Source organism: Sciscionella marina DSM 45152 (assembly GCF_000379465.1).
Lineage (GTDB): Bacteria > Actinomycetota > Actinomycetes > Mycobacteriales > Pseudonocardiaceae > Sciscionella > Sciscionella marina.
In genome coordinates this window covers 60,820-75,544 of the sequence record NZ_KB905458.1, presented here as the reverse complement: position 1 = coordinate 75,544, position 14,725 = coordinate 60,820, and the positions used below count along the sequence as shown (strand labels likewise).

13 protein-coding genes are annotated in these 14,725 nt (G+C 69.8%); 5 read left to right on the top strand and 8 right to left on the bottom strand.

What is annotated here, in order from left to right:
• Window positions 1-86: 86 nt before the first annotated feature.
• Window positions 87-362 carry a DUF3263 domain-containing protein gene (locus A37U_RS0139485; RefSeq protein ID WP_205623124.1) on the top strand — a complete coding sequence of 92 codons (276 nt, stop codon included), beginning with the start codon at window positions 87-89 and terminating at the stop codon, window positions 360-362.
• 2 nt (window positions 363-364) lie between these two features.
• Window positions 365-1,048, top strand: coding sequence for a LytR C-terminal domain-containing protein (locus tag A37U_RS0139480; RefSeq protein WP_157183324.1), 684 nt, complete (start codon window positions 365-367; stop codon window positions 1,046-1,048).
• 552 nt (window positions 1,049-1,600) lie between these two features.
• On the opposite strand, the gene A37U_RS0139470 is transcribed toward A37U_RS0139480, so the two are convergent.
• The 4 genes from A37U_RS0139470 to moeA form a co-directional block, all read right to left on the bottom strand.
• Window positions 1,601-3,832: an AAA family ATPase gene (locus A37U_RS0139470; protein WP_020502169.1), complete on the bottom strand. Its 2,232-nt coding sequence runs from the start codon at window positions 3,830-3,832 to the stop codon at window positions 1,601-1,603.
• A gap of 19 nt (window positions 3,833-3,851) precedes the next feature.
• Window positions 3,852-4,799 (bottom strand): CDP-diacylglycerol--serine O-phosphatidyltransferase, encoded by a 948-nt coding sequence (pssA, locus tag A37U_RS0139465; protein WP_020502168.1) that lies wholly within the window; start codon window positions 4,797-4,799, stop codon window positions 3,852-3,854.
• A gap of 3 nt (window positions 4,800-4,802) precedes the next feature.
• On the bottom strand, window positions 4,803-5,516 hold the full coding sequence (locus A37U_RS0139460) for a phosphatidylserine decarboxylase (RefSeq protein WP_020502167.1): 714 nt from the start codon (window positions 5,514-5,516) through the stop codon (window positions 4,803-4,805).
• Window positions 5,517-5,799: 283 nt separating this feature from the next.
• The gene (gene moeA, locus A37U_RS0139455) at window positions 5,800-6,969 is read right to left on the bottom strand and encodes a molybdopterin molybdotransferase MoeA (protein WP_026198100.1); all 1,170 of its coding nucleotides are present in this window, start codon (window positions 6,967-6,969) and stop codon (window positions 5,800-5,802) included.
• 51 nt (window positions 6,970-7,020) lie between these two features.
• Here moeA and A37U_RS0139450 point away from each other — a divergent pair, with 51 nt between their 5' ends.
• The 3 genes from A37U_RS0139450 to A37U_RS0139440 all read left to right on the top strand — a co-directional run bounded on the left by A37U_RS0139450 (window position 7,021) and on the right by A37U_RS0139440 (window position 12,441).
• The gene (locus tag A37U_RS0139450; RefSeq protein WP_020502165.1) at window positions 7,021-8,532 is read left to right on the top strand and encodes a serine/threonine-protein kinase; all 1,512 of its coding nucleotides are present in this window, start codon (window positions 7,021-7,023) and stop codon (window positions 8,530-8,532) included.
• Window positions 8,533-8,768: 236 nt separating this feature from the next.
• Window positions 8,769-10,400 (top strand): chaperonin GroEL, encoded by a 1,632-nt coding sequence (gene groL / locus A37U_RS0139445; protein ID WP_020502164.1) that lies wholly within the window; start codon window positions 8,769-8,771, stop codon window positions 10,398-10,400.
• Between the two features lie 133 nt (window positions 10,401-10,533).
• Window positions 10,534-12,441 carry a glycoside hydrolase family 84 protein gene (locus tag A37U_RS0139440; protein WP_026198099.1) on the top strand — a complete coding sequence of 636 codons (1,908 nt, stop codon included), beginning with the start codon at window positions 10,534-10,536 and terminating at the stop codon, window positions 12,439-12,441.
• A gap of 2 nt (window positions 12,442-12,443) precedes the next feature.
• Here the strand turns inward: A37U_RS0139440 and A37U_RS0139435 are convergent, their stop codons facing one another.
• The 4 genes from A37U_RS0139435 to A37U_RS0139420 form a co-directional block, all read right to left on the bottom strand.
• Entirely contained in the window at window positions 12,444-12,653 is a 210-nt protein-coding gene (locus tag A37U_RS0139435) for a PspC domain-containing protein (RefSeq protein WP_020502162.1), read from the bottom strand.
• A gap of 64 nt (window positions 12,654-12,717) precedes the next feature.
• A complete protein-coding gene (locus tag A37U_RS0139430) occupies window positions 12,718-13,311 on the bottom strand; it encodes a class I SAM-dependent methyltransferase (protein WP_020502161.1) in 594 nt (197 codons plus the stop codon).
• Between the two features lie 52 nt (window positions 13,312-13,363).
• On the bottom strand, window positions 13,364-13,759 hold the full coding sequence (locus tag A37U_RS0139425; protein ID WP_020502160.1) for an acyl-CoA thioesterase: 396 nt from the start codon (window positions 13,757-13,759) through the stop codon (window positions 13,364-13,366).
• The gene (locus A37U_RS0139420; protein ID WP_026198096.1) at window positions 13,759-14,694 is read right to left on the bottom strand and encodes an o-succinylbenzoate synthase; all 936 of its coding nucleotides are present in this window, start codon (window positions 14,692-14,694) and stop codon (window positions 13,759-13,761) included. The genes A37U_RS0139425 and A37U_RS0139420 overlap by 1 nt, the downstream gene beginning before the upstream one ends.
• Between the last annotated feature and the right edge of the window lie 31 nt (window positions 14,695-14,725).

Here is a 14,725-nt window from a genome sequence, read left to right as displayed (position 1 = left end):
CGGTGTACGTGTTACGCGTGTGACTCATGTTGTAATGAGCGCGCATGGCGCCCGTGTGTGGACGGCACGGCGTCGGCGGTGCATGGATGGAGTTCGACATGGAAGCCAGCGGGCTGACCAGCCGTGAGCAGGAGATTCTTGCCTTCGAACGGCAGTGGTGGAAGTACGCGGGAGCCAAGGAACGCGCGATCCGTGAGCTGTTCGACATGCCGTCCACCCGGTACTACCAGGTGCTGAACGCGCTCGTGGACAAGCAGGAAGCCATGCGGGCCGATCCGATGCTGGTCAAGCGCCTGCGCAGGGTCCGCTCGAGTAGACAACGGGCGAGGGCGGCAAGCCGATTGGGGATCGAACTCTCATGACCATGCAGTCACCAGGGAAGGCAAAGATCGCGGGGATCGCGCTCCTCGGGGTCGCCGCGGTCGCGCTCGTGTTCGGCGTGGTCAGCGCGGCAGGCGGCGGATCGGACACCACCACCGCGGCCCAGGCGAGCCAGACCCGGCAGCACCAGGGTCAGGCGCCGAACGGCGGCAAACCCGGCCAGGCACCGAATGGTGACAAGCCGAAGCCGGGCAATGGCGCACCGCCGGCGAACCAGCCCCCGCAGCAGCAGCCGGGCGCCGGTGGCCAGGGGCAGCCCGGTGGCCAGGGGCAGCAGGGCGAGAAGACCACCAAGGTCATCCAGCCGCCGAACCCGGAGCAGGTCCAGCAGGAACAGCAGGCCGGACAGGGCGGCAACCAGGTGCAGATGGCCGGGGTGGACAAGTCGGCCCCGGTGCGCGTGTACAACAACAGCACCATCAAGCACCTCGCCGACAAGGCGGCCAATGCGCTGCGCGGGGACGGCTTCAACGTGGTGCAGGTCGGGAACTATCCGAACGGCGTCATCCCGGCCACGACCGTCTATTACCGGCCGGGAAGCAATGAGCAGGGCACCGCGGAGGCGGCCGCGAAGAAGATCGGCGCGAAGGCCGAGCCGCGGTTCCCCGGGCTGCAGCAGGCCAGCCCGGGCGTGGTCGTGATCGTCACCCAGGACTACCAGAACTGACACGCGGAACTGCCGAACGGGGCGCGGGGACACCTCCTCGCGCCCCGTTTTGCTGGAACCCACCGGTGATCCGGGTGGGCATCACCCACTCGCCCATTTCGCGGTGCTGGAGTCTCGGAGTGGAAGGACCTTCGAACCGGTCGCCGAGGTGCTGGCCGATGAGCGGGCCGGGTTGCGGTCGGCGGGGCTGGCGCGCACAAGCACGACCGGTTCGCCGTGTCCAATGCTCCGGACGGTTCGATTCGGCTGACCTCACCGGCCAGCGTCCCGGCTCGCGAACCGCTGGTCCGGGAGGATGCCGAGCCGCGCGCTTCGCTGTTCCGCCACGCTCGTCCACACCCCGGAGACGGAACGGGCTCACTGATCTGGGAAGTACGAAACAGTACGCGGTGAAGTGCAAGAAGGTGCTGCGCCCGGTCCCGCCGCGCCCTGCTCTGGGAGTCCTATGTGGAAAACCGAGCCCCTGGCAGGTGGCGCATCGGGTGGATCCACGGCCCCGAGTCCGACCACCGGACCATCGTCACCACCGGTCCGCACCCCGACCGAAACCGGTCAGCGTGCCTGGTCGGCGAAGGCGCGCAGTTCGGCGAGCTGGCGTGGATCGAGTGAGGGGCGCACGGTCTCCCTCGCCCGGTCGAAATGCGCCTGCCCGACCGAGGCGGCCTCGATGTCCTCGCGCATCGCGGTCAGCGCCGCCTCGCGCACCAGCGCGGCGCAGTCGGCCGCCGAGTACCCTTCGAGCGATTCGGCGAGCTCGGGCAGCGAGACCTCCTCGGCGAGCGGGGTGTTGCGCGCGGCGGCGGCGAGGATCTCGGCGCGTGCCTCGCCGTCCGGTGGCTGCACGTAGACGAGCCGTTCGAGCCGTCCGGGCCGCAGCAGCGCGGGATCCACGAGTTCGGGCCGGTTGGTGGCGCCGAGGATGACCACATCGCGCAGCGGTTCCACCCCGTCGAGCTCGGTGAGCAGCGCGGCGACCACCCGGTCGGCCACCCCGGAATCGCTGGACTGTCCGCGGCGCGGGGCCAGCGCGTCGATCTCGTCGAGGAACACCAGCGCGGGCGCGGCATCCCGGGCCCTGGTGAACAGCTCGCGCACCGCACGCTCGGATTCGCCGACCCATTTGTCCATCAGCTCGGCGCCTTTGACGGTGAGCACATTGAGCTTCCCGGTCCCGGCGAGCGCACGCACCAGATAGGTCTTCCCGCAGCCGGGCGGGCCGTAGAGCAGCAGCCCGCGCGGGGCGGCGATGCCGAGCCGGGCGAACGAGTCCGGGTACTGCAGCGGCCACAGCGCCGACTCGGTGAGCGCCTGCTTGACCTCGGCCATGTCCCCGACATCGGCCAGGGTGAGGCCGCCGGTGCTGAGCAGGTCCGAGGCGGACATGGAGGCGGGTCGTACGGTCTCGGTGGCGCCGAGCAGATCCGCCTGGCCGATCCGCGGTTGTCCTTCCCCGCCGTTCTGGTGTCGCTGGTTTTCTTGATGTCGCAGCGCGGCGCGCACGGCTGCCTCGCGGCACAACGCGGCCAGATCGGCGACCACGAAGCCGGGGGTGCGGTCGGCGACCTCGCCGGTGTCCACATCGGAATCCAGCGGAACCTCTTTGAGCAGCAGCCGGAGCAGTTCCGCGCGCACCCGGGCGTCCGGGGACGGAATGGTCAGTTCCCGGTCGACGAGGTCCGCATCGCGCAGCCGCTGATCGATCCCGCCCGCGTTCGCCGAGGTCACGATGAGCACGATGGAACCGATCGCCGCGCGCAGGATGTCCAGCACCACCGTCGCGACCGGGGGCGGATCGCTTGCCGGGAGCAGCGCGTCCGCATCGGTGAGCAGCAGCACGGCCGGGGTGTTCGCGCGCGCGGACTCGACGGCGGCCCGCAGCCGGGCGGCCGCGGCGTTCGGCTCCAGTGCGGCGAGCGCGGGCGCCGCGAGTTCGGCGACCGTGGCACCGGCATCGGCGGTGACCGAGCGGGCCAGCGTCGCCTTGCCCACCCCTTCCGGGCCCGCGATCAGCACGCCGAGCTGCGGTTTCGCGCCGAGCTGCTCGAGCAGGGCCGGTGCGGCGATGGTCAGCCGCAGCCACTCGCCGAGGCTGCGCGCGCAGGTTTGGGCGCCGATCAGCTCGCTGACCGGGATCGGCGCTTCCGTGGGCCCGGTCACCGGTGCCGTCTCGGTGACCTCCGGAGTCGGTTCGGTCCGCACGTTCGGGGCCTCCATGGACGGATCGGTTCGCCAGCCGACGACCGTGGAGGGCAGCACGGTCACCGGTCCCTTCGGCTCGGTCTCGGTCACCGTGATCAGTTCGCTGGTCCAGGAGACCCCGATCGTCGCGGAGAGATTGCTGCGCACCCCTTGGGCGTCCGCACCGGGGACGGGCGCGATGTCCTGGGGCAGAAGGGAAACCGCGTCCCCGGTGGTGAACACCTTCCCGATGAGCGCGAGCCGCAGGATGTGGGCGCGCACCCCGCTCGAGGCCAGCCGGGAACCCGAGACGGTCACCGAACGCGCCGCCGGTGCGCTGACCGGGGCCACCACCACCTCGGTGTTCTCCTGCACCCCCAGATTGGACAGAGTCACGTCATCGAGCCCGAGCACCCCGGGCGGGGCCGAGTCTTTGGCCGGTGCGGCGACCGCGGCGGTCTTGCGGGCCCCGGTCAGTGCGACGGCATCCCAGGGCTGCAGGCCGAGCGCGTCGAGCACCTCGGGATGCATGCGGACCACACCGCGGCGGGTATCCACGGCGGAGCCGGACAGCCGGGCGGTGAGGCTGATCTGTGGTGCGGGCACAGCACGAACAGTACCTACCTCAGCGGCGGCGGAGGCTGATCCGGCGCCAGTCCCTGCGGCGCCGCTCGCCCGGCTCGCGCACCGGGGGTGTTCCGGTGCTGCCGTGCCGGTAGACGGCGCGGCGCGCGGCCCCGGCGACCTGGCGGCGCAGCGGCCTGCGGATGGCGAGCCTGCGCGGGGAACGGCGGCGGATCGCCCTGCGGTCCCGCGGGGGCACGGCCCAGGCCTCGGGGTGGTTGGTCAGCCAGCGGTAGCGGTGCACCGCGTAGGGCACGTGCGCCAGATACACCAGCAGCACGGCGACCAGTGCGCCGAGCGGAACCACCACGATCAGCGCGGCGAGCAGGCCGACCCCGACGAGCAGCGGGGCGACCAGTTTCGGCGAGACCTGCACCGATTTCACCGAGAGCGTGGGGATCCGGGAGATCGACAGCGCCGAGACGCACACCGTCCACACCAGCGCGACCACGATCGAGTCCCAGAAGCCGGGGCCGAACTGCACGTGCAGCATCAGCGGGACGAGCAACAACAGCCCGCCCGCCGGTGCGGGGACCCCGACGAAGAACTCCTTGGCGAACGGCGGCTGCTCCTCGTCCTCGAGCAGGGTGTTGAACCGGGCCAGCCGCAGCACCATGCACACCGCGAACAGCAGGCACACGATCCAGCCCGGCCGGAAGTCCTGGAACCGCCAGATGAACACGATCAGCGCCGGGGCGACCCCGAAGGAGATCGAGTCGCACAGCGAGTCGAGCTGCTCACCGATCTTCGAGGTGGCGTCGAGCAGCCGGGCGATCCGCCCGTCCAGGCCATCGAGCACCGCGGCGACCGCGATGCACAGGATGGCCAGTGCCCAGTCGGCGCGCAGTGCGAACATCACCGCGGACAGCCCCGAGCACACCGCGAGCACGGTGACCGCGTTCGGCAGCAGGCGGATTCCGGGCGTCTGGCGTACTGATTCGCGGACCATGGCTCAGCCCGCCGTATCCAGTTCGGCGAGCACGGTCTCCCCGCCGATCGTGCGCTGCCCTTCGCGCACCAGGATCCGGGAACCATGCGGCAGATAGGTGTCCACCCGGGAACCGAACCGGATCAACCCGTAGGTCTGCCCGGCGAGCACCGAATCGCCTTCTGCCACCTCGCACACGATGCGCCGCGCCACCAGCCCGGCGATCTGCACGACCACGATCTCGGTGCCGTCCACCCCGCGCACCAGCAGCGAATTGCGTTCGTTGTCCTCGCTGGCCTTGTCCAGATCGGCGGAGAGGAACTTGCCGGGGCGATAGGCGGCGCGGGTGATCACGCCATCGGCCGGTGCCCGCTGCACGTGCACGTCGAACACCGAGAGGAACACGCTCACCCGGGGCAGCGGGGTGTCCGGCAGGCCGAGCTCCGGCGGCGGGACGGCGTGCTCGAGCTTGGCCACGGTGCCGTCCGCGGAGGCCAGCACCACGTCCGCGCGCAGCGGCGGCACCCGCTTCGGCTCCCGGAAGAACCACGCGCACCAGCCGGTCGCGAGCGCGCCGAGCAGTCCGAGCGGGCGGGCGATGCGGCGCAGTCCGAGGGTCGCCACGATGCCGCCGAGGACGAACGGCCGTCCGGCCCGGTGCATCGGGGGCACCGTCTCGCGCACGAGGCGGGTCAGGTGTGCCGCGAAAGGTTCATCGTGTTCAGGCGTGCCGCTCAATAGTCGTCCGTCGATGCTTGGCCGGTGCTCCGGCGATGGAAAACGGGCAGCGGCCACGCTACGCCATGCGGGTTGTGCCTCGATTCGACAGCACCCCTCGCAGACCCCCACGACGCGGCCGGCGGTGCACCCCCCGACGGTGCACGGGCCGGCCGCGTCTTCAGTGGAACGGCTCTTACGCACTCCCATACCGGCTGTCCCACTGGTGAGACACGGCGGGGGCGCGATTGTGACGCGGTTTTGCGGATTTTTTCACGGGAATGTTTGCCCAGCTCAGTGCAGGTCAGGTCAAGTCAAGGCAGCTGATCTCGGTACCCGCGGGCAGGTGCTCGGCCTCCTCGGGTACCTCGAGCAGGCAGTTCGCCGAGGCCAGCGCGCCGAGCAGGTGCGATCCGGGGCCGCCGACCACGCGCACCGTGCCGTCCCGGTGGATCCCTCTGCGGTACTGGCGCTTGCCCGCGGGGCTGCCGAGCTCCTCGGCCAGTCGCGCGGTCAGCCGCGGCCGGGTGGTCACCGCGTGCCCGGCGGCGGCGCGCAGTACCGGGCGCACGAACACCTCGAAGGAGACCAGCGAGCTCACCGGGTTCCCGGGCAGTGTCACGACCGGAACCCCCCGATAGCGGCCCGCCCCCTGCGGCCCGCCCGGCTGCATCGCCACCTTCGTGAACGTCACCCCCTCCGCGGTCAGCGCGTCCTTGACCACCTCATACGCGCCCGCGCTCACCCCGCCGGAGGTGAGGATCAGGTCCACATCCGTACGCAGGGCGGCCAGGAAAGCGGGCACCTCATCGGCGACCGCGTGCACGGTGAGCGCTTCCGCTCCCGCCTCGCGCACCGCGCTGGCCAGCATCAACCCGTTCGAGTCGTAGATCTGCCCGGTGCGCAGCCGGGAACCGGCGGGTACCAGTTCGGAACCGGTCGAGACCACGAGCACCCGCGGGCGGCGGTACACGCTCAGTTCGGCGAGCCCGAGCGCCCCGGCGAGCCCGAGCACCGAAGGGGTGAGTTCGGTGCCCGCGGCAAGGGCGTCGGCTCCCGTGGTCACGTCCTCTCCCGCGCGCCGGATGTGGGTGTCCACCGGGACCGCCTCGTGGACCAGCACCCGCTCGGTGCCCGCATCGGTGCGTTCCACTTGCACGATCGTGTCCGCGCCCTCCGGGACGGGCGCACCGGTCATGATCCGGTGCGCGGTGCCCGGTTCGAGCGCGGGCACATCCGTGCGCCCTGCCGGGATGTCCTCGGTGACCGGCAGTTCGACCGGGGCGGCCGCGATGTCCGCCGCGCGCACCGCGTACCCATCCATCGCCGAGTTGTCGAAGGAGGGCAGGGCGATCGGGGCGCGCACATCCTCGGCGAGCACCATCTGAAGCGTTTCGGCAATGGGCAGCTTCACCCGTTCGGTACGCCCGAGTAGCGCGGCGACGGTCTGCTCGTGCTGGTGAACCGGAATCATGCTCACAGTGTCGCGCCCCGCGTGCGGCACCGAACGGTTAGGCTGCCCGACGTGTCGGAAGACCTGACCGGAAAGCGCCTCGGCCACTACAGCATCGACGGAGTGCTCGGCAAGGGCGGGATGAGCGTGATGTACCGCGCCACCGATGTGCGTCTCGGGCGCAAGGTGGCGCTCAAGGTCATCGCCGGTCATCTGTCCGCCGACGCCGAGTTCCGCGAACGGTTCGTCGACGAGGCGCGGAACACCTCGGCGATCGATCACTCCAATGTGGTGCCGCTGTACGACTTCGGCGAGGCCGATGGGCTGCTCTACATCGCCATGCGGATGGTGGACGGCGCCGACCTGGCCAAGCTCATCAAGGACGGCCCGCTCGCGCCGGACCGCGCGATCGGCCTGCTCGGCCAGGCCGCGGCCGCGCTGGACATGCTGCACGAGCGCGGACTGGTGCACCTGGACATCAAACCGGCGAACGTGCTGGTCACCGCGAAGGAATCGGCGAACGAGCACATCTACCTCGCCGATTTCGGGCTCACCCGCCGCGGGGCGACCGGGCACCGCACGCGCACCGGGGACTTCCTGGGTTCGCCGATGTACGCCGCGCCCGAGCACCTGCGCGGAGAACCGGTCGACGGGCGCACCGATCTGTACGCGCTCGCCTGCGTGCTCTACGCCTGCCTCACCGGGCGGGCACCGTTCCGCGGTCAGGTGCCGGACGTCATCTCCGGGCACCTCGGCCCGAACATCCCCACGGTGACCAGCGTTGTCGAGCTGCCCGCCGAGATCGACGGGGTGCTCGCGAAGGGAATGGCCAAGCGCGCCGACGACCGGTTCGGCACCTGTCAGGAGCTGGTCGAGGCCGCGAGGCAGGCGCTGGCCGGAGCGAACCGGAACGTGCCGCCGAAGCTGCGCCGTGCGGGGACCGGGTCCGCGGCGGCTCCGCGGGTGGCCGAGCTCCCGGGGGACGCCGCTGCCGGGCCCACTGCTGCCGGGCCCACTGCTGCCGGGCCCACTGCGGAGCACCCGCACTCGGCCCAGCCGACCCAACCGGTACAGCCTGTTCAGCCAGCTCAACCGGTTCAGCAACCGGCCCAGCCCCCTCAGCCGGTTCAGCCGTCCGCTGAATCGCCGACCGCGCCGGGCCGGGCCCCGGTTCCGCCACCGCAGCAGTACCCGCCACCGCAGCAGTTCCCGCCGCCGATGCAGCCGGTCGCCCAGCAGCCGCCGTATCCGCAGCAGCACCCGGCGCCCCAGCAGTTCGGTGGCCAGCAGCAGGGATTCCACCCGCAGCAGGATCCGGTCCGGCTGCGCGATCCGGTGCCGGTGAACACCGGCGCGTTCGGTGCCCGGCCAGGCGAGGGCGCGCACCCGGCTCCGCCCGCGAAACGCCGCTGGGTGGTGCCGGTGATCGTCGGCGCGGTGGTCGTGATCATCGCCGTAGTGCTGATCATCGTGTTCACCAGGCAGGGCGGTTCCGGATCGGGCGGAGTGACCGTTCCGACCGGCGGGACCACCAACACCCAGCAGGCGCCGCCGACCAAGCTTCCACACATCAAGCCGGGCTGACCTGCGGTTCTTGCACTCACCATCCGAGAGTGCTAAAACCGAGACTGGCACTCACACATGAGGAGTGCCAGGGCGTGTCCGCGGACCGGGCACGTCTTTGCAAGGTCGGGACGGTGAGGTCGCCCATCCTACGATGGTCGATCGTCCGTCGCGGGCACCGAGCCTGGCCGCGTATCGAGTCCTTACCGTCGCACAGAGCGTGTCGGCGGTGCCCAATCTCGGAGGACCACACCGCAATGGCCAAGATGATCGCGTTCGACGAGGACGCCCGCCGCGGTCTAGAGCGCGGCATGAACTCGCTCGCCGACGCCGTCAAGGTGACGCTGGGCCCGAAGGGTCGCAACGTCGTACTGGAAAAGAAGTGGGGCGCGCCCACCATCACCAACGATGGTGTGTCGATCGCCAAGGAGATCGAGCTCGAGGACCCGTGGGAGAAGATCGGGGCCGAGCTCGTCAAGGAAGTTGCCAAGAAGACCGACGACATCGCCGGTGACGGGACCACCACGGCCACCGTCCTCGCGCAGTCGCTGGTGCGCGAAGGCCTGCGCAACGTGGCCGCGGGTGCGAACCCGCTCGGCCTCAAGCGCGGCATCGAGAAGGCCACCGAAGCCGTCGCCGAGCAGCTGCTCAAGGCGGCCAAGGAGGTCGACACCAAGGAGCAGATCGCCGCGACCGCGTCGATCTCCGCCGGGGACTCCACCATCGGTGACCTGATCGCCGAAGCGATGGACAAGGTCGGCAAGGAAGGCGTCATCACCGTCGAAGAGGCGCAGACCCTCGGTCTCGAGCTCGAGCTCACCGAAGGTATGCGGTTCGACAAGGGCTTCCTCTCCGGCTACTTCGTCACCGACGCCGACCGTCAGGAAGCGGTCCTGGAGGACCCCTACATCCTGCTGTTCGGCTCGAAGGTCTCCAACGTCAAGGACCTGCTGCCGCTGCTCGAGAAGGTCATGCAGCAGTCCAAGCCGCTGCTGATCATCGCCGAGGACGTCGAGGGAGAGGCGCTGGCCACCCTCGTGGTCAACAAGATGCGTGGCACCTTCAAGTCCGTCGCCGTCAAGGCGCCCGGCTTCGGTGACCGCCGCAAGGCGATGCTGCAGGACATGGCCACCCTCACCGGTGGCACGGTCATCACCGAGGACGTCGGCCTCAAGCTCGAGAACGCCGACATCAACCTCCTCGGTAAGGCCCGCAAGGTCAACGTCACCAAGGACGAGACCACCATCGTCGAGGGCTCCGGCGACGCCGAGCAGATCCAGGGCCGGGTCAACCAGATCCGCAAGGAGATCGAGAACTCGGACTCCGACTACGACCGGGAGAAGCTCCAGGAGCGTCTCGCGAAGCTCGCCGGCGGCGTGGCCGTCATCAAGGCGGGTGCCGCGACCGAGGTCGAGCTCAAGGAGCGCAAGCACCGTATCGAGGACGCCGTTCGCAACGCGAAGGCCGCCGTCGAGGAGGGCATCGTCGCCGGTGGTGGCGTCGCCCTGCTGCACGCGGCCGAGGCGGCTTTCGCCTCCCTCAAGCTCGAGGGTGACGAGGCCACCGGCGCGAACATCGTCAAGGTCGCCGTCGAGGCTCCGCTCAAGCAGATCGCGGTGAACAGCGGTCTCGAGGGTGGCGTCGTCGTGGAGAAGGTGCGCAACCTCAAGGGCGACGAGGGCCTCAACGCCGCGACCGGCGACTACGAGGACCTCATCAAGGCCGGCGTGCTCGACCCGGCCAAGGTGACCCGCTCCGCGCTGCAGAACGCGGCGTCCATCGCGGCGCTGTTCCTGACCACGGAGGCGGTCGTCGCCGACAAGCCGGAGAAGGCCGCTGCCGCTCCGGCGGGCGACCCCACCGGTGGCATGGGCGGCATGGACTTCTAAGAGTCCGCCAACCTGTCAAGGGTCAACGGCCCGGGAACCTCGGTTCCCGGGCCGTTTCGCACGTTCGGCGGGTTGTGCCCGCGCGCCGCCCGGTCAAAAATCTGACCACTGGAGGTGCGCGATGAAGCGTGAAATGGCAGGAATCACTGCACTATTGCTCATGCTGGCCGGGGTTGCCGTGCCGCAGGCGGCGGCGAAACCGGACCCGCTGCCCACGGTCACCCCGGCGCCGCAGCAGCTGACCCGCCTCGGTTCCGACGTGCCGATCCCGGACCGGGTGCGGGTGCTCGCCGGGCGTTCGGCGGACCGGTCCACGATCGACACCGTCCGCACGAGCCTGCGTGACGCGGGAACCAGGGCGGTCGACGTGGTCACCGGTGCCGCGCCCGCCGGCGCGAAGAGCGGGACCTTCACCGTCGTCATCGGCTCGCTGGCGGACGCCGGGATCCAGAGCGCTGCCGCCCGTTCCCGGGTGCGGAACCCGAAGCCGCAGGGGTACGGGCTGGTCATCACGAAGAACTCCGCGCTGCTCGCCGGGGCCGATTCGGACGGCAGCTTCTACGCCGCGCAGACCCTGCGCCAGCTCCTCGCGCATCACACGCTGCCCAGGGTGTCCATCGTGGACGAACCCGCGCTGCCGATCCGCGGTTCCATCGAAGGCTTCTACGGCGCGCCGTGGTCCCATGAGGCGCGGCTCGATCAGCTGCGCTTCTACGGCCAGGTCAAGATGAACAGCTACGTCTACACCCCGAAGGACGATCCGTACCTGCGCGATCGCTGGCGCGAGGAATACCCGGCCGGCAAACTCGGTGAGATCAAGGAACTCGTGGACGCGGCCAAGACCGACCATGTGCGGTTCACCTACGCCGTCTCGCCGGGGCTCTCGATCTGCTTCAGCGATCCGGACGACGTCACGGCACTGGAACGCAAACTCGATTCCGTCTACCGGATCGGGGTGCGCGAATTCTCCGTTCCGCTCGACGACATCGAATACGGAAAGTGGAACTGTGCCGGTGACGAGAAGAAATACGGCAAGTCCGCGCCGGGCGCCGCGGGCCGGGCCCAGGTCGATCTGCTCAATGCCGTCCAGCGCGATTTCGTGCGCACCCATGACGGTGTCGGCCCGCTGCAGACCGTGCCGACCGAATACTCCGACCTGAAGGACAGCGACTACAAAAAGGTCATCCGGGAAAACCTCGATCCCGCGATCCTGCTCATGTGGACCGGAGACGGCGTGGTCCCGGACGGTATCTCGACCGAGCAGACCAGGCAGGCGAACAGGATCTGGGGCCGCAAGGTCTTCATCTGGGACAACTATCCGGTCAACGACTTCGACAAGACCAAGGGGCGGCTACTGCTCGCCCCCTACGACAAACGCGAGCGCGGGATGAGCGCCGAGATGTCCGGGCTCGTGCTCAACCCCATGAACCAGTCGCATCCCAGCAAGGTCGCCCTCTTCGGCGGCGCCGCGTACGCCTGGAACGACCGCGACTACGACGCCGCGCGCACCTGGCGCGCCGCGGCCGACTACTTCTCCGGCGGGGATCCCGCGACCACCGAGGCACTGCTCGCCTTCTTCGACACCGAGCACTTCGCGCCGACCAGCTTCGACACCCCGTGGCAACCTCAGTCGCCCGGACTGCGCGGCAAGATCGCGAAGTTCGACAAGGCGTTCACCGGAACGACCGAGCAGAAGCACGCGGCCGTCGCCGAACTGCGCGAGTACCAGAAGGTGCTCGCCGGGGCCCGCGAACGAATTCGCGCGCACGTCGCGGAAAAGGGATTCCTCGAGGAGAGCAAACCCTGGCTCGACGCACTCGCCCTGTGGGGCAAGGCATTCGGCCGTTCCCTGGACGGTATCGAGGCCAACCTCGACGGCAACGGCGACCAGGCCAAGGGACACTTCTCCGTGGCGGGCGCGCTCGCCGAGAAAGCGGCCGCCATCACCACGATTCCGGGAACCACACGGCCACAGGGACCCGTCAAGGTCGCCGACACCGTGCTGGACACCTTCATCGAGAAGGCCCCGGGCCGAAGCTAGCCTCACTCCTCGGGGATCACGATCCAGGCGGCCAGGTAGAGCAGGATTCCGGTGCCGATCCCGAACACGGCGAGGCCGAGGAAGATCAGCCGCAGGATGACCGGGTCGATGCCGAAGTGTTTGGCGGCACCACCGCAGACACCGGAGATCATCCGGTCCTGCCTGCTGCGCCGGATCTTGCGGATTTCGGTGCTGTTCTGGTCTGTGTTCATACTTCGATGATCGCGGGAGAACCGGCGGGATACATCGGGGTCGGTCCCTGAACGGACCCGGAACTCAGCCTCGGGGGCGTCGCGCGTAGTAGACATAGGCGGGCGGGAGATTCCGCAGCACCGTGCGGGAGACCACGATCTCCTCGAAGGCCGCGTCGAATTCGCGGTGCTGGCGGCGCGCGGGCGGGGCCCACCGGCTCCAGGAGTAGGAGAACTGGGTCAGGGTGCCCTCCGGTCCGAGCGCCCCGGCCAGCAGCTCGATCAGCGGGCGCTGTCCCTCGGGCCAGTACGCGGACCAGGGCAGGCCGCTGATGATGACATCGGCGGGCCGGTCGAGCAGCGCGGGCAGTTCGTGCGCCTGCGCCTTGACCACCTCGACACTCGGGTGGCGTTCGGCGAGCAGGGTGGCCCATTCCGGATTGCACTCGATGGCGAGGTGCCGGCCGCGGCCACGCAGAACCTCTTGCGCGGCAACGGTGAACGCGCCCGTCCCGGCGCCGAGTTCCACGACGAGCGGGTCCCCGGTGCGCGGGATCGGGGCGACCATGCACGCGGCGAGCGCGGCGGAACTGGGCACGGGTGCGGCGGTGATCAGCGGGGTACGCAGGAACTGGCGGGCGAACCGCAGGCGGTCCGCGCGGCAGGTTTCGTGAGCCATGTCCCGACGATCGCGGTCCCGGCGGGACGGCACATCGGGGAGAACCCTGCCGTCAACCCTGGGAAGCACCCTCGAGCGGGTCTCGCAGCTCCGGGGGAATGGGGGTCGGCTTGAAGGTGTCGGGATCGATGAACACGTGCCGCACGGTGCCTTCGACGCGCAGCTGTCCGTCCACTTCGAAACGCGGCTCGATGATCAGGCTGGTGTTACCGACATGGGAGACCGGCATGCACACGTCGAGCAGTTCGTCGAATGTGGTGCTCGCCCGGTATTTCAGCGTGGATTCCGCGACGACGATATCGCAGTGGGGCAATTCGTCCCAGGCGTAGCCGAAGGAACGGAACAGCTCCAGCAGCGCCTGATCGTAATAGAACAGGTAGTGCCCGTTGAACACCACGCCCTGCTGATCGCATTCGCTGTAGCGAACCCGGAATGGATGGCTGAACATCAGAGATTCCCTTCCACTTCACCGAGCCGGCGCAGCCAGCGTTCGGTACTGGGGTGATCGGCCGTGAATTCGTGCAGTGCTTCGGGAGCCTGCGGGGCGCGGGGCACCGGGAGGTAGCCGTGTTCCACGTGCAGCGGTTCGGGCACGATATCCCCGCGCAGCAGGGAAAGGGTGCCGAGCCCGCAGGCGTAGTCGAGCTCGGGGAGCGCACCGGCAAGCGCGAGCCCCGCGGCCAGGCCGATACTCGTCTCCACCGCGGAGGAGACCACGCAGGGCAGCCCGCAGGCCTCGGCGACCCGCAGCGCCTGGTGCACCCCGCCGAGCGGGGCGACCTTGAGCACCGCGATATCGGCGGCCCCGGCGACCGCCACCCGCAGCGGATCCTCGGCCCGCCGGATCGACTCGTCCGCCGCGATCGGCACCTCGACCCTGGACCGGACCGCGGCCAGTTCCTCGATGCTCGCGCACGGCTGCTCCACGTATTCGAGCCCGCCCGCGGCCTTGTCCAGTGCGGCGATCGCGGTCGCCGCGGTGTCCACCGGCCAGGCGCAGTTCGCGTCCACCCGGATCGCGCCCGCCGGGCCGAGTGCCTCGCGCACCGCGGCGACCCGGTCGATGTCCTCGGTGAGCTCGCTTCGCGGATCGGCCACCTTCACCTTCGCGGTGCGGCAACCGGATTCGGCCACGAGCTGCTTGGCGAGTTCCGGCGCGACCACGGGAACCGTGCAGTTGACCGGGATCCGCTCGCGCACCGGTTCCGGCCAGCCCTCGTTCGCGGATTCCAGGGCGCAGCGCAGCCACGGGGCGGACTCGGCGGCATCGTAGTCCGCGAACGGGCAGAATTCCCCGTAGCCCGCGGGCCCGCGCAGGATCATTCCCTCGCGGACGGTGATGCCGCGGAACCGGTTCCGCAGCGGAATGGCGTACACACCGATGGTTTCGGCCACCGCGCACCTCCTTGGCTCG